The organism is Paenibacillus hodogayensis, from assembly GCF_039536325.1.
Classification (GTDB): Bacteria; Bacillota; Bacilli; order Paenibacillales; family NBRC-103111; genus Paenibacillus_AB; species Paenibacillus_AB hodogayensis.
This window is the reverse complement of record NZ_BAAAYO010000010.1, coordinates 1,101,291-1,119,119: the sequence shown is the minus strand read 5'-3', so window position 1 is coordinate 1,119,119 and position 17,829 is coordinate 1,101,291. Positions and strand designations below refer to the sequence as shown.

19 protein-coding genes are annotated in these 17,829 nt (G+C 57.3%); 10 read left to right on the top strand and 9 right to left on the bottom strand.

All coding sequences use genetic code 11. The features are described 5' to 3' along the window. Positions 1–60 precede the first annotated feature (60 nt). Positions 61–609, bottom strand: a complete 549-nt coding sequence (locus ABD796_RS23765) for a hypothetical protein (protein ID WP_344912573.1) — start codon at positions 607–609, stop codon at positions 61–63. Positions 610–707: 98 nt separating this feature from the next. Between ABD796_RS23765 and ABD796_RS23760 the strand changes: the two genes are divergently transcribed. After that, positions 708–1,313, top strand: coding sequence for a TetR/AcrR family transcriptional regulator (locus ABD796_RS23760; RefSeq protein WP_344912571.1), 606 nt, complete (start codon positions 708–710; stop codon positions 1,311–1,313). A gap of 31 nt (positions 1,314–1,344) precedes the next feature. Here ABD796_RS23760 and ABD796_RS23755 read toward each other — a convergent pair whose 3' ends face one another. Beyond that, on the bottom strand, positions 1,345–2,220 hold the full coding sequence (locus ABD796_RS23755) for an AraC family transcriptional regulator (RefSeq protein WP_344912569.1): 876 nt from the start codon (positions 2,218–2,220) through the stop codon (positions 1,345–1,347). A gap of 145 nt (positions 2,221–2,365) precedes the next feature. Between ABD796_RS23755 and ABD796_RS23750 the strand changes: the two genes are divergently transcribed. Further along, on the top strand, positions 2,366–3,613 hold the full coding sequence (locus ABD796_RS23750) for a DegT/DnrJ/EryC1/StrS family aminotransferase (RefSeq protein WP_344912567.1): 1,248 nt from the start codon (positions 2,366–2,368) through the stop codon (positions 3,611–3,613). A 108-nt stretch (positions 3,614–3,721) separates the two neighbouring features. Here the strand turns inward: ABD796_RS23750 and ABD796_RS23745 are convergent, their stop codons facing one another. Then, positions 3,722–4,957 (bottom strand): aminopeptidase, encoded by a 1,236-nt coding sequence (locus ABD796_RS23745; RefSeq protein WP_344912565.1) that lies wholly within the window; start codon positions 4,955–4,957, stop codon positions 3,722–3,724. A gap of 302 nt (positions 4,958–5,259) precedes the next feature. Between ABD796_RS23745 and pxpB the strand changes: the two genes are divergently transcribed. Together pxpB and ABD796_RS23735 are read left to right on the top strand one after the other, a co-directional pair. After that, positions 5,260–6,024 carry a 5-oxoprolinase subunit PxpB gene (pxpB, locus tag ABD796_RS23740; protein WP_344912948.1) on the top strand — a complete coding sequence of 255 codons (765 nt, stop codon included), beginning with the start codon at positions 5,260–5,262 and terminating at the stop codon, positions 6,022–6,024. Continuing rightward, positions 6,021–7,058, top strand: a complete 1,038-nt coding sequence (locus ABD796_RS23735; RefSeq protein ID WP_344912563.1) for a 5-oxoprolinase subunit C family protein — start codon at positions 6,021–6,023, stop codon at positions 7,056–7,058. Before pxpB ends, ABD796_RS23735 begins: the two co-directional genes overlap by 4 nt. A gap of 14 nt (positions 7,059–7,072) precedes the next feature. Here the strand turns inward: ABD796_RS23735 and ABD796_RS23730 are convergent, their stop codons facing one another. Next, entirely contained in the window at positions 7,073–7,996 is a 924-nt protein-coding gene (locus tag ABD796_RS23730; RefSeq protein WP_344912561.1) for a proline dehydrogenase family protein, read from the bottom strand. Positions 7,997–8,263: 267 nt separating this feature from the next. Here ABD796_RS23730 and pruA point away from each other — a divergent pair, with 267 nt between their 5' ends. After that, positions 8,264–9,811 carry an L-glutamate gamma-semialdehyde dehydrogenase gene (gene pruA, locus ABD796_RS23725; RefSeq protein WP_344912559.1) on the top strand — a complete coding sequence of 516 codons (1,548 nt, stop codon included), beginning with the start codon at positions 8,264–8,266 and terminating at the stop codon, positions 9,809–9,811. Positions 9,812–10,050: 239 nt separating this feature from the next. On the opposite strand, the gene gerQ is transcribed toward pruA, so the two are convergent. Further along, on the bottom strand, positions 10,051–10,482 hold the full coding sequence (gene gerQ / locus ABD796_RS23720) for a spore coat protein GerQ (RefSeq protein WP_379117014.1): 432 nt from the start codon (positions 10,480–10,482) through the stop codon (positions 10,051–10,053). 228 nt (positions 10,483–10,710) lie between these two features. On the opposite strand from gerQ, the gene cyoE reads away from it, so the two are divergent. From cyoE to ABD796_RS23705, 3 genes are all read left to right on the top strand, one after another. Beyond that, positions 10,711–11,652 (top strand): heme o synthase, encoded by a 942-nt coding sequence (gene cyoE / locus ABD796_RS23715; protein WP_344912944.1) that lies wholly within the window; start codon positions 10,711–10,713, stop codon positions 11,650–11,652. Positions 11,653–11,842: 190 nt separating this feature from the next. Continuing rightward, positions 11,843–12,448, top strand: a complete 606-nt coding sequence (locus ABD796_RS23710; protein WP_344912941.1) for an SCO family protein — start codon at positions 11,843–11,845, stop codon at positions 12,446–12,448. Between the two features lie 22 nt (positions 12,449–12,470). Further along, the gene (locus tag ABD796_RS23705) at positions 12,471–13,394 is read left to right on the top strand and encodes an AEC family transporter (protein WP_344912557.1); all 924 of its coding nucleotides are present in this window, start codon (positions 12,471–12,473) and stop codon (positions 13,392–13,394) included. A 91-nt stretch (positions 13,395–13,485) separates the two neighbouring features. Here ABD796_RS23705 and ABD796_RS23700 read toward each other — a convergent pair whose 3' ends face one another. The 4 genes from ABD796_RS23700 to ABD796_RS23685 all read right to left on the bottom strand — a co-directional run bounded on the left by ABD796_RS23700 (position 13,486) and on the right by ABD796_RS23685 (position 15,801). After that, a complete protein-coding gene (locus tag ABD796_RS23700; protein WP_344912554.1) occupies positions 13,486–13,698 on the bottom strand; it encodes a hypothetical protein in 213 nt (70 codons plus the stop codon). A gap of 72 nt (positions 13,699–13,770) precedes the next feature. Beyond that, positions 13,771–14,097 carry a toprim domain-containing protein gene (locus ABD796_RS23695; protein WP_344912939.1) on the bottom strand — a complete coding sequence of 109 codons (327 nt, stop codon included), beginning with the start codon at positions 14,095–14,097 and terminating at the stop codon, positions 13,771–13,773. Positions 14,098–14,364: 267 nt separating this feature from the next. Then, positions 14,365–14,469, bottom strand: coding sequence for a YjcZ family sporulation protein (locus ABD796_RS23690; protein ID WP_344912552.1), 105 nt, complete (start codon positions 14,467–14,469; stop codon positions 14,365–14,367). Between the two features lie 138 nt (positions 14,470–14,607). After that, on the bottom strand, positions 14,608–15,801 hold the full coding sequence (locus ABD796_RS23685) for an MFS transporter (protein WP_344912550.1): 1,194 nt from the start codon (positions 15,799–15,801) through the stop codon (positions 14,608–14,610). A 241-nt stretch (positions 15,802–16,042) separates the two neighbouring features. Here ABD796_RS23685 and ABD796_RS23680 point away from each other — a divergent pair, with 241 nt between their 5' ends. Both ABD796_RS23680 and ABD796_RS23675 read left to right on the top strand, forming a co-directional pair. Further along, positions 16,043–16,474, top strand: a complete 432-nt coding sequence (locus ABD796_RS23680; protein ID WP_344912548.1) for a hypothetical protein — start codon at positions 16,043–16,045, stop codon at positions 16,472–16,474. A 47-nt stretch (positions 16,475–16,521) separates the two neighbouring features. Then, positions 16,522–17,670, top strand: a complete 1,149-nt coding sequence (locus ABD796_RS23675) for a transglutaminase domain-containing protein (protein WP_344912545.1) — start codon at positions 16,522–16,524, stop codon at positions 17,668–17,670. Positions 17,671–17,829: the final 159 nt, after the last annotated feature.

The window sequence follows — 17,829 nt, the reverse complement described above, 5'->3', positions numbered from 1 at the left end:
GCGCCCCCATGCAGTACCGCCGGAACGAGGCGGAATGTATGGGGGCGCAGTGCATGCGGATCAAGCTCTACTTTGTTTTTTCTCAGGACGGGGCCACAGCGTATAGCTGAAGCTGATGATGAAGTCGATGCCAAGCACTATCGACCAGTACCGGATCATGTCCGTCAGCGCCTTCGTCTTGCCCGTATCCCCAACAAACCAGATCATGCCGTACAGGATGGCGCACCCGATCGCCCATGCCAGCAAATGATGCAGCCAGCTGAGCCGCTCGGCGCGGGCGTGCTCGGAGCCGAAGCGGATCTTCTTCGCCGGAGGCGGTCCGCCAGCAAAACGATGGGCGAATCGCACGTCAGCCCACCGGATCATCTGATGTCCGAAAGCGACAGAAACACCGATGTAAATGGCCGCCAGGCCGTGGGAGATGCCGGCAACCGTCCCGCCGCGCAGGTCGGCAACCGTGAACAGAAGCAGCGCTATATCGACAACCGGGGTGAGCACCAGCAGCAAAGTCCCCGTCTTCTTCATTCGCAGCAAGTAGCGGCATGCGAGGCCTGCGGCGATAAACAACCAAAAGGCGATTTCGCAGCCTACGATCAACCCGGCGATCATGGCATTCACTCCTTTTTAAAATAATACAAATGTATTAAAAAGTCATATTTTTATTTTAGCATGGTTGTAATAAAAAACAATACGGTTACAATGAAATCATGCCTAAAATCGTAAATCATGATCAACGCAAGGAATATATCGCCGAAGCGGCTTGGCGCGTCATACGAAGGGAAGGGTTGGACGGAGTGTCGGTTCGCAATGTGGCGGACGAAGCGGGGGTTTCCCTCGGTTCGCTGCGGCATTATTTTGAGACGCAGTCCGATCTGCTTGCTTTTTCCATGAAGCTTGTTTCGAGCCGGGTCAACCGGCGTATTGCCAATCTGGAATCGAGTGGAGATCCGCGAATCGATATGGAAAGGATCATTGCCGAAACATTGCCTCTCGACGAAGCGCGCCGCGCCGAAGGCGAAGTATGGCTCGCTTTTGCGGGCAAGGCGATTGCCGATCCGGCCATCGGGGCATTGAGCAGAGACGTGCATGAGGAGCTGTACGCAGGACTGGGGGGGATGATCGGCACGCTGATTCGGCTCGGTCTGCTGCCGGAAAGTACCGATTCGGATTACGAGACGAAACGGCTGCATGCGCTTGTCGACGGGCTGGTCGTTCATCATCTGACGTTTCCCGAGCGAGTGACGGTTGAGGATATGCGGCGCGTCGTCTCACGGCATTTGGACAGTCTTATCATCAGACCGGAATCGGGGTGAGCCGGTTTCGAGCCTGCCGGCTTTCCGGTCATCAAGATTCCGGTTGGGGATGCAACTTCCGGTAATCGCTGGCGCTGAGGCCGGTCGTATCCTTGAATACGCGTGTGAATGAGCGCAGCGAGGAGAAGCCGACGTCGTAGGCGACTTCGGCCACGGACATATCGGTCGCCGTGAGCAGGCTGGAGGCGCGGCGAATGCGCAGCCGGTGCAAGTATTCGAGGAAATTTTTGCCGAGCAGCCGTTTGAACGCCTGACGGACGACAAAGACGCTGACGCCGAACTTGCCGGCGATCTCGTCGAGCGAGATTGTCTCGTCCATGAAGTGCGTGTTGGCATATTTAATGAAATCCCATTCCTGAGCTTCCGCTTCGATAGGCGGAGCAAGCGAGGCGAAGCCGGGATGATGGCGGAAAAACAAATAGATCGCTTCCAGCAGCTTCAGCCGCATAAAGCCTTGTTTGCCCAGAGAGGTCGAGGCATGCTCCGCTTCGAGCGAGGTCAGAACCGACCTGATCTCTTGGAACGGGCCTTGTTCCAGCTCGTAAAACGGCTTCATCTGATCGGATAGCTGCACGAGCCATTGCCCGGCTTCGGCAAAATCGGCCTGAAACAGCAAATTGACGTCAAACATGCAGCAAAACTTGTAAAGCGGCCTGCTATCGTCCGGCTCGAACGCATGCAGATGATACGGAGGAAGCAGGCAAATGCTCCCCGGCACAAGCCGATGCTCCTCGCCGTTGACGATTTCCGTACCCTGGCCGCTCGTCACGAGCGACAATTCGGCGAACTCGTGATGGTGGTTCGGGTATGCGCCCTTCAGCAAGTAATGGGTAATGTATAAAGGGATTTCGCCTTTTTTGAACGTGTTCAATTGCAATTTGTCCTGAAAAACGGGATAGGTCGTCATACGGACGTTCCCCTCGTCTGCTGTGGTGGTGAAACGTTATCATTGTAACAAATTTTTGTCCTGTTTTCCTATACAAAATGGCGTGTAGACCTGCCGACCCGGAATATATAATGAAGGCATTCCGAAGACAAAGGGGACTTGCGCCATGAGTCAAGACAAGTTGGCCATCGACGGCGGGCCGAAAACGAAGACGAAGCCGTTCGGCACCGGCAAGCGGTTCGGCCTCGACGAAGCGAAGGAGCTTCTCGAAGCGCTGGAGCAGAACACGTTGTTTTATCATTTCGGCCAAAAGGTAAAAACGTTTCTTGGCAATTTCAACGAGCTGTACGGCGTCAATTATAGCGTGGCGACCACCTCGGGCACGGCTTCCATTCACGTCGCTCTCGGTGCGGCCGGGGTGACGGTGGGGGACGAGGTTATCACAAGCCCGATAACCGACCAAGGCACGCTGATCGGCATTTTGTACCAAAATGCGATTCCGGTGTTCGCCGACCTCGATCCGCATACGTACAATATGGACCCGCAATCGATCGAGGCGCGCATCACCCCGCGCACGAAAGCGATTCTCGTCGTGCATCTGGCCGGCAATCCGGCCGATATGGACGCGATTATGGCGGTCGCCCGCAGGCATAACGTCAAAGTGATCGAGGACTGCGCGCAAAGCTATTTGACCAAATACAAAGGCCGGCTGGCCGGTACGATCGGCGATTACGGCTGTTTCAGCACGAACGATTTCAAACATATTTCGACCGGCGACGGCGGCATCGTGACCGTAAACTCCGGAGACGAGCAGGATTACCTGACGACGCATGCGTTCGCCGACAAAAACTTCAAGCGGTTCGGCGATACGGTCCAGAAGGAGCTGCACTACGTGGCGCCGAACTACCGCATGACCGAGCTGCAGGGCGCGGTCGGCATCGCCCAGTTGAAGAAGCTGCCGTGGATTTGCGCCCAGCGCCGCAAGTTCGGCGATCGTATCAGCGAAGGGATCGCCGGTCTACCGGGAATCGCGTCGCACAAAGTCGAGGAAGGAAACGAGGGAACGTACTGGTTCTACATGCTGCGCGTCGATGAATCGCAGCTGACCTGCACGCGCAATGAATTCTCCAAAGCGCTGGCGGCCGAGGGCATTCCGAACGGCGCGGGCTATATCCCTGCGGTCATGTACATGCAGCCGCTGTTCCAGAAGCGGCAGGCGTACTTGGGCAGCCACTTCCCGTTCGATCTGACCGGCATCACGTACGAGGAAGGACTTTGCCCGAATGCGGAGGCCATTTTGCAGACGGCGATCCGCTTGACCGTCAACGAGTTTCATACCGATCAGGATGTCGAGGAGACGATCCGCGCGATTCGCAAGGTGGCGAATCATTTCGCCAAAGTACCTGCCGTCTAACAAAAGGCCCCTGTACCGGCTCAGCAAGGGTGCAGCAAAAAAACCTTCAAATTCCTCTTGAATAGAGGGAGTTGAAGGTTCTTTGTTTTGCCGATGATTGGCCCGTCGTTATTCGAAGGCCCAGTTGCCTTTCACAAACACCGCTTCCCGGCTTCCGTCTTCGGTTATGCCGTAAATGTCCAGCTCGCCCGAGCCGATCATAAAGTCGGTATGCGCCATACTGGCGTTCAGCCCGCTTTCGGCCAGCTGCTGCGCCGTCATGTCGACGCCGCCCTCGACGCAGGCGGTATAGGCGCTGCCGACGGCGAGGTGGCACGAGGCGTTCTCGTCGAACAGCGTTTTGTAGAACAGCAGCCCGGAGTCGGATATCGGGGAACGATGCGGCACGAGCGCCACTTCACCCAAATACTTGGCGCCCTCGTCCGTCTCGAGCAGCCCGAGCAGCGTCTCTTCGCCTTCGGCTGCCGTCGCTTTCACGACGCGGCCGTTCTCGAAGGTGAACGAGAAACGGTCGATAATGTTGCCGCTATAGCTGAGCGGCTTCGTGCTGGATACGGTGCCGTTCACTTCGGTTTTGGCCGGAGCGGTGTAGACCTCCTCGGTCGGCAGATTGGGCACGAACCACGTCCCCTGCTCGTTCTGCTTGCTGCCGCCCAGCCAAATGTGCCGCTTCGGCAGACCGATGGTCAGATCGGTGCCCGGCCCGACGTAGTGCAGCTTGGCGTACTGCTTGTCGTTCAAATAACCGGCTCTCCGTTTCAATTGAACGATATGCTGCTCCCACAAGGCCAGCGGGTCGTCCTGATCGGCACGAACCATGCGGAAGATGGCATCCCACAGCTTGCCGATCTGTTCCTCCTCGGGAACGTCGGGGAATACTTTGGCTGCCCAGGCTTTGGACGGGGCGGTGGCGAGGCTCCAGCTGATTTTGAACGCCCGGGACAGCTCGCTGTATGGGGCTAAAGCTTGGCGGGTCGTTTTGTTGGCGTTTTTGATTTTTTCCGCAGAGACGCCCTTCAGCAGGTCCGGATCGGCCGATGTAATTGTGACGAATGCAGCGCCGTTTTTGGCCAGCTCGATTTTCTCGGCGGCGGTCCATGTCGGCTCCTCCAGAAACGATTCGGCCGAAGCCAGATCGTAGGCGATCCGGGAAGCTTCGTCATCGCTCCAGCGAACTTTTACCGTATAGGCTCCGGCCTCGTACGCCTTTTGCACGACGCGACGGGCGAGCTCGGCCGAATCGACCGAAGCCTGCAGCATGAGCGTCTGGCCTTGTTGGACGTTGGCCCCGACCTTCACGATAAGCTCCGCATAGCGGTCGAGCTTTTGTTGAAATGTTAGCATAGTGCATTCCTCCTTTATATGTTCGTGCCAGGGTTTTCTCGTATGATTGTATCGGCCTGGTGCATCGTTTATTATAAGCTTCTTGCCGGGCAATGACAAAACCGGGCCGCATTTTTGAGGAACTGATTGCGGTTTTGGGCACGCGGCCGGAGGCTTGCATGTGTTACAATTACACAATGGCGGTTGCTATATACCGTTGAATCCTTATCCATCCCGGACAGCTTCGGCGATCGGACGGAAGCGGACGGGGCAGGCTTCCTAAAACGGGCTTGCCGGACAGGGAAGGGGAATCTTTGAAGGCAATGGAGCATAATGGCATAGTTTCTTATGAACTGGCGCCGCTTGGCGATTCGGCGGTAATCGTCCGGTTTGGCGATCTTATCGATATGGCGGTTAACCGTCTGGCGATTTCTTTCGCAGCGCTGCTGGAGAACGAGCCGTTTCCCGGCATGATCGAATGCGTGCCTTCCTATGCGGCCGTGGCGGTGCATTACGATCCTGTCGCCGTGCTGGTCGCTATCGACGAGGCGGATCGCGGCGAGACGATCGGCGACATCGTCTGCAATATTCTTCGCCGCAGGCTGCTGCGTCTGCAAGCGGTGTCGCCCCACAAGGCGCGAACGGTGACTATACCGGTTTGCTATGGCGGCGAGTTTGGGCCCGACCTGGCTTTCGTCGCATCCCATCACGACATGAGCGAGGAGGAAGCGGCCGCCGTCCATGCGGCCGGAACTTACACGGTGTACATGATCGGCTTCGTGCCCGGATTTCCTTATATCGGAGGGCTGCCCGAGCGCCTTGCCACGCCCCGCCGGAGCAGCCCGCGGACGGTCGTCCCGGCTGGAAGCGTCGGCATTGGCGGGGCGCAGACCGGCATCTATCCGCTGGCGAGTCCCGGGGGCTGGCAGCTGATCGGCCGTACGCCACTGCGGCTGCTCCGGCCGGAGGAGCGAAGCCCGAGTTTGCTTGCCGCCGGGGACGCGATCCGGTTCGAGCCGATTAACCGGGAACAGTACGAAGCTTACGAGTGCGAGGAGAATACTTCTCGTACGGAGGATATGCGATGACGGTAACGATCATACGCCCGGGTCTGCTGACGACGGTGCAGGATTTGGGAAGACCGGGCTTCCAAAAGCTTGGCGTCGCCGTCGGCGGCGCGGCGGATGCCGTATCCCTGCGCACGGCCAACCTCCTGGTCGGCAATGCGGAAGAGGAAGCCGCCTTGGAGCTGACGCTTGGGGGCGTCGCCCTGCGCTTTGAAGCCGACACGCTGCTGGCGGTGTGCGGGGCGGATTTTTCGCCTGCGCTCGACGGGATTCCGTTTCCGCAGAGCCGTCCGGTAGCGGTCCGCAGAGGCAGTGTGCTGGAGTTCGGCGTCAGCCGTCAGGGCTTGCGGACTTATGTAGCGGCCGCGGGGGGCTTTGCGGTCCCGAAGGTAATGGGCAGCGCGAGCACGTATACGCGGGGCGGGTTCGGCGGCTTCGCGGGCCGCGCTCTGCAGGCGGGCGACGTCGTACCTGTCGGGCCGCCCGGGGAGCGATCGGCCCGGCTGGGCCGCGTTCTGCTCCGCAGCGCGGGTACAGATAGCGGGGATGCCGGTTTCGGGTGTCCGTATCTGTCGACGTCCTGGTTTGCCTCCGACGTCGCGGGCATTGTCCGGCAAAACGACCGCCGAATTATTCGCGTGCTGCGTGGCGAACATTTCGAGCGCTTCGATGCCGACAGCCGGGAGAAGTTGTTCCGGCAGCCGTTCGTCGTCGATCCGCGTTCGGACCGGATGGGGAGCCGTCTCTCCGGCCCGGCTTTGCAACTGTCCGCACCGCTCGAGCTGCTGTCCGAGGGCGTAAGCCACGGAACGGTGCAGGTGCCGCCCGACGGACAGCCGATTGTTTTGCTGGCCGACCGGCAAACGACTGGCGGCTATCCGCAGATCGCCCATGTGGCATCGGTCGATCTGCCGGCCGTTGCCCAGACGAAGCCGGGGGAGCAGATCCGGTTTCGCGAAATCGGCCGGGAAGAGGCCGAATGGCTGCTAGTGCGGCGCGAATGCGCCATGCGGGAGCTGCAAGCGGCGATTTCCTTGAAGCTGCGGGACGGCTGAAGCGAGGCAAGCCATCAGTGGAACATGTGGCGGACGACGAGCCACAGGTTGGCCGGCTTCTCCGCCAGCCGCCGCGTATAGTACGGATACCACATCGATCCGTACGGAACGTAGCAGCGGATGCGATAGCCTTCCCGGGCCAGCTTCGCCTGCTCGTTCATCCGCAAGCCGTACAGCATTTGAAATTCGAAGGCGTCCCTGGGGATGCCTTTTTGCGCGGCATAGTTTTTCGTCCACGTCAGAATGCGGTCGTCGTGAGAGGCGACGGCGGTGTAGATGCCTTGGTCCAGCGTCAGTCCGATCAACTTACGGAAATTGTCGATGACCTCGTCCGTATGCTGGTAGGCTACGGTGCCGGGTTCCTTGTAGGCGCCCTTCACCAGACGCAGCCGGATGCGCTCGCGGCTCAGTTCGGCGGCGTCCTGCTCGCTGCGCAGCAAATACGCTTGAATGACTGTGCCGACGTTCGTCAGTCCTTCTCTGTGCAGCCGGCGGACGATATCGATCGTTGCCTGGGTGAACGGCGTTCCCTCCATATCGATCCGCACGAACAAATTCGTTTCCCGCGCTTTCTCCACGATCGCGCGAATATTGGCGTAGCCGGTCTCGGGGTCCAAAGCAAGCCCCATTTGACTCGGCTTCAAGGACACGTTGGAGTCGACCCGGCTGCGGGCGATTCCGTCCAGCAGCTTCAAATAAGCGTCCCGGTACCCGGCCGCCTCGTCGAGACGCTCGATGCCTTCTCCAAGATGGTCCAGCGTGGCCATGATGCCTTTACGGTTGAGCGCCTTCACTTTGTTCAACGCTCCCGCAAGCGTATCGCTCGCAATAAACTTCTCCGCCAGCTTCTGTCCGTATTTGACCGACAGCTTCTCCACGAATTTATTGTCCGCTATGGTCAAGAGCGTCTTCCGGTACAGCTTGGTGCCGATGCTCATGCGCAAAGCTCCCCTTTCCAAGTCATGAAACGGTGCGTTCGGTTCATACATTTTATGATAGAAAGCGAAACGTGCTAAACGTTTTGCGAAAAAAAATGGGCGCGTGACTATTGCGCCGGAGACCTGGTACAAAGTCAGAGCTAATCTGTGTAGTCGGGATGGCTCGCTCCCTTGTGGTGCAAGGGGTTCGTCCATTTCACGAATACCGTTTAAGGTTTGACTTTGTACTAGCCGACGGCGGAACGCGACAAAGGGGAGGGGCACGGGATGATGGTGCCGTTTGCGAACGAAGCTTTTACGGATTTCAAGGAAGCGCGGAGCAACGCGGAGTACGAGACCGCTCTGCGATTGGTGGAGGCCGGGCTGGGCCGGGAGTATCCGCTGGTCATTGGCGGAGAGCGGATCATGACGGACCGGCGCATCCGCTCGGTCAATCCGGCCGATTTCGCCCAACTGGTCGGGAGCGTGTCGCAGGCCGATCCGGCGCTTGCCGAGAAGGCCATTCAGACCGCTTACGAGACGTTCGCGGCATGGCAGCGCGTCGAACCGCGAGAGCGGGCCCGGTATTTGTACAAGGCGGCGGCCCTGCTGCGCCGGCGTCGGCACGAGTTTTCCGCCTGGCTGACCTACGAAGCCGGGAAAACGCGGGCGGAGGCCGACGCCGATACGGCGGAAGCGATCGATTTTATGGAATTTTACGGGCGGGAGATGGAGCGGCTGGCACAACCCCAGCCTTTGGTCCGCATCGCCGGCGAGGACAACGAGCTTTCCTACCTTCCGCTCGGCGTCGGCATTATTATCCCGCCGTGGAATTTCCCGCTGGCGATCATGGCCGGCATGACTGCCGCGGCGATCGTAGCCGGCAATACGGTCGTGCTGAAGCCGGCCAGCGCCACCCCGGTCATTGCCGCCCAGTTCGTGGAGCTGCTGGAGGAAGCAGGTCTGCCTGACGGCGTGGTCGCGTATTTGCCCGGCTCGGGGGGCGAGGTCGGAGACTATTTGGTCGACCATCGGTTGACCCGGTTCGTCAGTTTTACCGGCTCGCGCGAGATTGGCCTGCGCATCAACGAGCGGGCGGCCCGGACCGCTACCGGGCAGCGCTGGATCAAGCGGGTGATCGCCGAGATGGGGGGGAAGGACGCCATCGTCGTGGATGAAGGCGGCGATCCGGCGCTGGCGGCGGAGGCGATCGTCGCCTCGGCGTTCGGCTATGCCGGGCAGAAGTGTTCTGCCTGCTCGCGGGCAATCGTGCACGAGAGCGTATACGAGGACGTGCTCGAGCGGGTCGTCGCGCGCGCGGGCAGGCTCATTACCGGCAATCCGGCGGACGCCGCCACCGATGTCGGGCCGGTGATCGACGAGAAGGCTCACCGCAGCATCCGAGCGTATATCGCGATCGGACGGAAGGAGGGGCGCCTTGTGCTGGGAGGCGGGACGGGCGAGCCGCGCGGCTATTACATCGAGCCGACGATATTCGCCGATGTCGGTCCGGGTGCGCGTATTGCCCGCGAAGAAATATTCGGACCGGTGCTTGCTTTTACGAAGGCAGCTTCGTTCGAGGAGGCGCTGAGGCTGGCCAACGATACTGACTACGGCTTGACGGGATCGGTGTATACGCGCAACCGGGCGCATGTCGAGCAAGCCCGCCGCGATTTTCACGTCGGGAATTTGTATGTCAACCGCAAATGCACGGGCGCCCTTGTCGGCGTTCACCCGTTCGGCGGCTTTCAGATGTCGGGGACAGATTCGAAGGCGGGAGGACGCGATTACTTGCTGCTGCTTACCCAGGCGAAGGTCGTATCGGAGAAAATGTGAACAGACACGGACGCGGCGTTTTGCCGGATTCGCAGCAGGTCGATTGAATTCGTGTTTCATGGCCGTGCAGGGCTGTCTCGGCGAAAAAAGTCTTGGAGGCAGCCTTCTTGCGGTCTTGAGCTGGAAATCACGATTGTCTTATGTACGTCCGTACATGCGATGAAACACAAGCGATGCGTCCACACGGACGCATCGCTTGTGTTCGTTATTGCGGATTATGCCGAACGTATTTCATGCCGTTAACGGAACGGGTACGTATATTGCAGAGGCTCGTCGAAGGTGATGTAGTCGAGGTTGACCATCAGCAGGAGATAGCGCATCCCCGTCTTCGGGTCGCTTATAATGATATGGTCGCGTCCGGCGGCTTCCAAGATACCGCGGAAAATTTTGGCGTTCCATTCGCTGTTGTTCTCATACGTCATGTACAGGGTTGCCATCTTGCCCAGGTTCAGGCGAAGTATGTTTTCGATATAAGACTCCTCGGCCGGCAGCATGCCTGGCGTCGATGCGGGGGGCGTGGGCGCCATCGGCATACCTGTCGGGGAAGCGCCCGCCCCAACGGGTGGAAACCCGGCTCCGGGGGCCCCGGATGGTTGCTGCGACATTGGATAATAATAGTATTGCGGCATACTCCCCGGTCCGGTCTGCCTGTAAGGGTTCATGTCCATCATCGATAATGATCCTCCTTTGTCTCGTTTGCCCCATCTTCGTCAGGGCCATAGGCGAACACCTACTATACAGTGTATTGGGCGTATGTCGGAAACGTGACACCATTATCGACAAAATTATGAAACTCCGACCCCGTTCGTTGTCAAACGAGATTGGGGTTGCTATGATATGGAATGATACAGCGCCCAGAAGCGTTGATCGCACTAGCGTTCAGGAGGTTTGCCGTTATGATGGACAAACAGCTCCGTATCGACGCGGCCGAGCTTGCCGAGGAGCAGGAGACACCGGTCGTTCTACGGAAAGCCACATGGAAAGATTTCATTCAACTGGCGAAGCCGGGGATTTTGTTTTCCAATATTATCACGGCTTTTGGCGCGTATTGGGTTGCCTGGGGCAATTCGGGCAAAGACTTCGACTTCCTGCTTCTGCTGTACGCCATGCTCGGCACCGTTCTCGTAATGGCGTCCGGCTGCGTGTTAAACAACTACTTGGACCGCGATCTGGATACGAAAATGTCCCGGACGAGCAAGCGTGCGCTGCCGACGGGCATCCTTGACCCGAAAGTGGTATTTTGGTATGGAATTACGCTCGGCGCGGCTGGTCTTAGCGTATTATGTCTGCTGGTCAATCCACTCAGCGCGCTGCTTGGCGTCGTCGGGCTGCTCGTCTACGTTCTGATTTATACGGCATGGCTGAAACGCACGTCGACGCTCAGTACGACGATCGGCGCCATTTCCGGAGCGATGCCGCCGGTCATCGGCTATTGCGCCGTTACCGGTCAGCTCGATATCGGGGCTTGGATTTTGTTCGGCATCCTCTTTTTGTGGCAGCCGCCCCACTTCTGGGCGCTCGGTATCCGCCGCAAGGAAGAATACCGCGCCGCAGGCTTCCCGCTGCTCCCGGTCGTGCACGGTAATGAGCTGACCAAGATGCACATGCTGCGTTTTCTCGTTATGCTTGTACCGGTCTCGCTGCTGTTGTATGCTTATGGGTATGTGGGCGAAATCTATTTGGTCGCCGCCATCGCGCTTGGTCTGGCCTGGACCTTGATCGGCCTGGCCGGGTTCCGGACGAAGGACGACGACAACTGGGCGAAACGGATGTTTGTCTTCTCGATCAACTATTTGCCGCTACTTTTTATCGTGATGATTATCGATACGATTCGCATGTAGGGCCATTCCGGCAGATCGTTTCGATTTATGGCCGCGCCAACGGTTCGGACCGCTGCGGCCGCCGTCCGCCAGCGCAACAAGGGAACAAGCTTCCGTAAAGCTTGTTCTTTTTTCTGGACGAAAAGAGCGTTTTCATTGGAGCGTACATTCAATTTGCAGAAGAAGAGAAGGAGGAGACGGGAAGTTGAGCGTGTTTTGGCAGAAGCATTGGTTTAAGATTGTCATTGTCGTCGTAATCTTGGCAGCTGCGGCCAGTTGGCTGTATCAGTCCAGAGGGGGAAAAGGGGAACGGCTGCCCGTGATCAAACAGGCGGCGGATTTCAAGCTCGAGCAAACGGACGGCAAGACGGGCGGACTCAGCGACGACAACGGAAAAGTGCGGCTTGTTTATTTTTTCTGGTCGACCTGCCCGGACGTTTGCCAGCCGACAACCTACGAGCTGTCCAAGGTCCAGCAAGAGCTGAAGAAAAGCGGTCTGCTCGGCACCGACGCGGTGCTGTATTCGATCAGCTTTGACCCGGATCGCGATACGATAGATCAATTGAAAAAATATTCGGCAAGGTTCGAAGCCGACCCTAACGGCTGGAAGTTTTTGCGTGGCGATTCAAAAACTGTCGTCGATCTGGCCAGACAGTACGGGGTAAGCGTGTTGAAGGACAACAACGGCAATTTCGGGCATACGAATTCGATTGCGCTTGTCGACCGGGAAGGCAATTTGCGCAAATATTTTGTCGCGAACGACGGGAATATCAGCTACCGGCAAATCGCGGAGGCCGTCAAAAGCTTGGCCAAATAACCGGCAGAGAGGGTAGCACCCAGTGACATACTTCATCCATATTCTTCTCAACAACGTAGTGCCCTTGAGTCTGCTGATTGCGCTCGGCGTCTTGCTGCAACGTGCCTTCAAGCTGGATATCAAGACGTTGTCGAAGTTGAACTTCTACCTGTTCTCTCCGGCGATCATGTTTCAAATGCTGTATGAGTCGCAACTGTCGTTGAAGGTCATGTCCCAGGTGCTGCTGTTCTTTTTCGTCTTTTTCTTCGCCATGTTCGGTCTTGTCGAGATTGTCATGCGGGTCCGCGGGTATAAGGACGGGATGCGGAGCGCGATGCGCAACAGCGTCATTTTCTACAACAGCGCTAATTATGCGATTCCGCTGAACCAGCTTGTCTTCGTCGGCGACCCGTTCACGCTGTCCATTCAGATTATTATTATGATGATGCAAAGTCTCATTCCGAACACGTACGGCGTCTATGCCGTCAATGCGCACAGGCAGCAATTGAAGGATACGCTGAAAACGATCAGCTCGATGCCAGTCATATATGTCATACCGATAGCCTTGATCATGCGTGGATTGCACATTCCGGTTCCGCATCCGATCTATTTGTCGATCGATTATATCGCAAAAGGCTTTATCGCGACTGCTCTTACGACACTCGGCGTTCAGCTCGGCAGCATGAAATGGCAGCTGAAGCTGAAGGACGTGGCCATCTCCAACGTGCTGCGGCTGTGCGTCGGACCGCTGATGGGCTTTCTGATCGTGCTCGCTTTCGGCTTTCACGGCGATATGGCGAAGGCGCTCATCTTGTCGTGCGCGGTGCCGACCTCGCTCAGCAGCGTACTGCTCGCCGTCGAATTCGACAATGAGCCGGAGTTTTCGTCCCAAGCGGTATTTTCTTCGACGGTGTTCAGTATTTTTACGGTCACGTTCGTCATTTATTTAATCCAGTTTGTCACTTAGACAAGAGTCCGCATTCATCAATAAAAGCCCGTTCATCTTCGAGCAGATGAACGGGCTTTTATTGATGGCGGAGCCTTGCGCGGGGATTGCCTCATTGTGATTCGCGGTTGCGCAGCTTCTCCAGCTCGGCCTTCGACAAGCCGGTTACCTCGGCAATGAAGGCAAGATTGGTTCCTTTGCTGAGCATTGTGCGGGCGACCTGCAAAATGCCTTGTTCGATGCCTTGTTCAATGCCTTGTTCGATGCCTTTCTGTTCTGCACGAAATTCGAAATTCTCAAACATTTTTTCCAGACTGGATATCATGGCCCGTACCTCCCTCGGTTCCGTAATTTATGGGCTTCTGGAAAATCAATTCCAACCGGCGGAGCTTGATTTTTAGCGGATATATTCATCCAGTCCGGCTTTTTCCAACTGCTGGACGATGTATTCGTCGGGCGTTCCTTCAACGCCGGCATAGCCTTTTCGCGTATAAATCTGCTCTGCGTCGGGAAACGCATCCCGCAGCACGCCGCGAATTCGTTTCCCAGAAGGATCGTTGTCGGTAAACAAATAGACTTCCCGGTCGCCGATCTGCTTCCTCAGTTTCTCCAGCTTGTCCGAATTAAGCGTGCCGTACGTGCACAGGATCAAAATATCGTCTGTCAGCAGTCGGCGCAGACGGCTTCTGTCGTTTTTTCCTTCTACTATAATCGCGATCGACATGATGGCCCCCCAGTTCGACGTTCCCGCCCGGATTGTCGTTTTCACCAGTATAGCCATTATTCGATCCGACAAACAAGACGAACAGATGACGGATTTCCCGGGAAATGTCGATCGGGGCACTCCAGTGGAAGCCGGCAGCATGATGGGAAGGGAGGGGGAGGAGTTTGGCAGGCTTTAATGAGCGAAACCGCTGCTTGGGCAGCGGCTCCGGAAAGTTTAGATCGGCTGGGCATGTCGGTACCGGGGGGGCTATTACCGGACAAACATTTAGATCCAGCAGGCACTCAGGATGATGACCAGCAGGATGTAAAGCACAAGGATGATGCCTGTCGAGGTCCATAATCCTCCAACACCAGGTTCGCATTGCGACATGTATCATTCACTCCTTCTTGGTAGGCGATTTGTCGTGTTGACAATACCATCCTATTAACAGATAGGGGGGTGTGCCTGTGCATTCGCCCGTGCAAGGCAAATTGGGCAGTCGTCTACCGGGAAGCAAAAAACGGCTGATTACTCGACAACGGGAGGGACGTCGCCGGCCGTGCGGAATTTGCCGGGAACAAGCAGCGTCAAGGCAAGCATCAGAATAATAAATGCGATAAAATACGGGGATAAGCTGTGACGCAGTTGACCGGCCACGACAGGCCCAATAAAAGCTCCCAAAGACGAAGAAATCGCCATGAACGAAAAGACGCGGCCGTACCGGCTGGCACTGGACACGCTGGCCAGCAGCGTCGCCATCGCCGGAAAGACGATCCCTTTGGCCATGCCGATCAGCAGCAGAGAGAACATAAGCGGCAGCGGCCAATCGACAGCAAGCCCGAAAAAAGCCATTGCCAAAGCAAAAGCACCGAATACGGTCCGCGAAAAGGGAGAGTATTTGTGCAGAAACAGCAGGCTTAGCGTGCAAAGCGCGCCAAGGCTGACCATGGAGAACAAAAGGCCGGACGTCAGCAAAGACTGCTGCGAAGCTTTCATCAGAGGCAGCTCGAAAAACAAAATTCCCTGCGAGCAGGCCAGACCGAGCGGCACACCGTAAAACAGCCAGGGGATACCGCCGGCAGCAGGGTTATCCGTCAAGACGGCCGGCGCCTTCATACCGTGACCGTGATGATGGTGCCCCGAAAGCCCATCGGAAGCGACCGCGCGCTTCGGCTTTGGCAAATCGCGGATAAAGAACAGGGCGCTAGCGCCGATTCCGATCAATGCCCAACCGAGTAGGCTGAACGCTAAGGCGAAGCCGACCTTGGCGACAAGCAGCGCTCCGGCGGCGGGGGAGACGACTGAGGCAAGCGTATGGACAAAGCCGTTGCCGGCCATCAGCTTCCCTTGCTGGATGCGGTTCGAGCCCAGCTTGGCCAGCATGGCCAGACAGGCGGGAGATAGAAAGGCGAGAACGAATCCGCTGATCGATCGGATCAGCAGCAAGTGCCAAGGATCGGCAACTTTCGCTTGGTACAGCAGCAGAACGCCTGCGAACAGCAAACTTAAGCATATAAATAGTTTGCTGCCATAACGATCGACCCAATAACCGGCAAGCAGGTTGCCGGGCAAATGCGTCAGCGAGTACATGCCCATCATCCAACCGATGAAGGTCGGTGCGGCGCCCAGCGAGATCGCAAACGGAGTCAGAATCGGATATTGGGCGTGCAGGTCGAAAAATGCGACAAACATGAACAAATAGAGCCAAATGGCCGTTTTCATCGTAAGCCTCCTTTCGCTTGCCTCACCAATACTTGTACGTGGCTGTCCGATCCGTTATGCATAAGCGGGACAACTTTCACAAATCGCAACTATAACGCCGGCCTCTCGCCCCGACCAAAGACGGGCGAAGCAGCCGGACCAAGGAGGCAGTTTGCCGGAAGCGTATTGTATGTTAAGCTAGATGTAAAATAAGGATATTTTTGTTGGCGGTTCATTCCGCTCTGGAAAGGATGAACGTTTCGTGGATCAGCTTCTTACATTTTTGCAGGACCGCTGGCTTGTCGTCATCATTGCCCTTATCGTCCTGCTGGTTGTAGTGAAAATCGTCAAGACCGTACTGAAGTGGGTTATTGTCATCGCCGTGCTGGCGGGGTTGATTTATTACGGCTCCACCTACACCGAACAACTGAAGGATATCGGGGAAAACGTGGCGGCGACGGCGAAAGAGGCCGTCGGTGATCTGAAGGAAAAAGCCATTCAAGGCTTGGCCGGAAAAGACGCCAAATATAAAGATAACGGCGACGGCACGTTCACCGTTACGACCGGAGGCATCCGGCTGGACGGCAAGCTTGGGGGCGACAAGGTGAAAATTACGATTGCCGGCGTATCCGCTGAGCTTCCGCTGGACGAAGTGCTCAAGAAAGCGGTCGAAACCGCCAAGAGCAACGGTTAAAGCGGGCAAAACCGGATCAAGCTGGAGCGTAGGGAGGTAGGTGCCTGTTGAATTCCGCATGGTTGCTGCAAGCGAATTCCGTCAACCTCGTTTCGGCCGCGCTCGTTTGCATCGTTCTGGCTTCCGTTCTGCAAGGGGCTTTCCGCGGCGCTTCCGGCTCCGCGCAGCGGTTCATGCTGTTCGCCGCCGAAGGCATAGCCACGGTAATCAGCGTGCTGGCCGCTTGGAAGCTGGCTAACGCTTTATCCCCCGCGCTGCAGGACTGGCTGGTGGCCAAAGAGATCCGCGTGCCGAACGAAGAGATGGGCTTTTTTCGCCAGATGTGGTATACGTTCGTCACCGGGGTGCGCGATTTTCCGCTGCTGCGCATCGGAACGGTGTTCGTCATCGTCTATATGCTGTGTAAAACCGCGCTTGTCCGCATCTGGATGTTTGTCGCCCTATCGATCGGATTGCTCGGAAGCGCATCCGGTGGAGGCAGAAAATCGTGGATGAGCAGCGGAGTGGGGGGCGCCATCGGCTCGCTGATCGGCTGCGGCCGCGCCTTGCTGCTGATTGCCTGTCTGTTCGTGTATACCGCGCTTTACCCGGAATCGGCTTTTACCAAATACGTACAAGCCTCCGATCTGTATATGCAAGGGGCTACGCAGGTCATCGAGCCTGTCGGGGGACAACTGCTCGTCAGCCGCCTGCCGGTGTTCGCCAAGGCGGTCGGGCAGGAGTTCGACCAAATTTTACAGCGCAAGTACGAGGTGATCGACGCCCGAATTCCCAATGACGTCGCCGAAGCAGCCAAACAGATTACGGCGTCCAAGGAAGGCGACGAAGCCAAGGCCAGAGCGTTGTACCAGTGGGTCGGCTCGCGCGTGCAATACGATTGGGACAAGGTGGAGCTGTACGAGCAGAAGCGGGAATGGAAGGAGCAAACCCCGGAGCAGACGTTCGCTACGCGCCAGGGTGTTTGTATCGACTATTCGCGTCTGTATGCGGTCATGGCCCGTTCGATCGGACTCGATGTCAAAGTCGTCACCGGGCTCGGCTACGACGGCCAAGGCGGGTACGGGCCGCACGCCTGGAACGAAGTGTATTTGAGCGACCGTAAGGAATGGGTGCCGCTCGATTCCACTTGGTTGTCCAGCGGGGGCAACTGGTTCGATCCGCCTGGCTTCGACAAAACGCATATTCGGCAAGCGTGACGGAGTCGCGGAAGAGACGTTGTACGGGAGGAAGAGCCGGCATAACGTCTCTTGGCCGTTTGCGCCATGCGATGGACACGGGCGGCAAAGCTTTGGCATTTCCGGCGCCCGGTATGGTAAAATGAGCAGTATCGGCCGAAAGCCGCCAACATCAAGCCT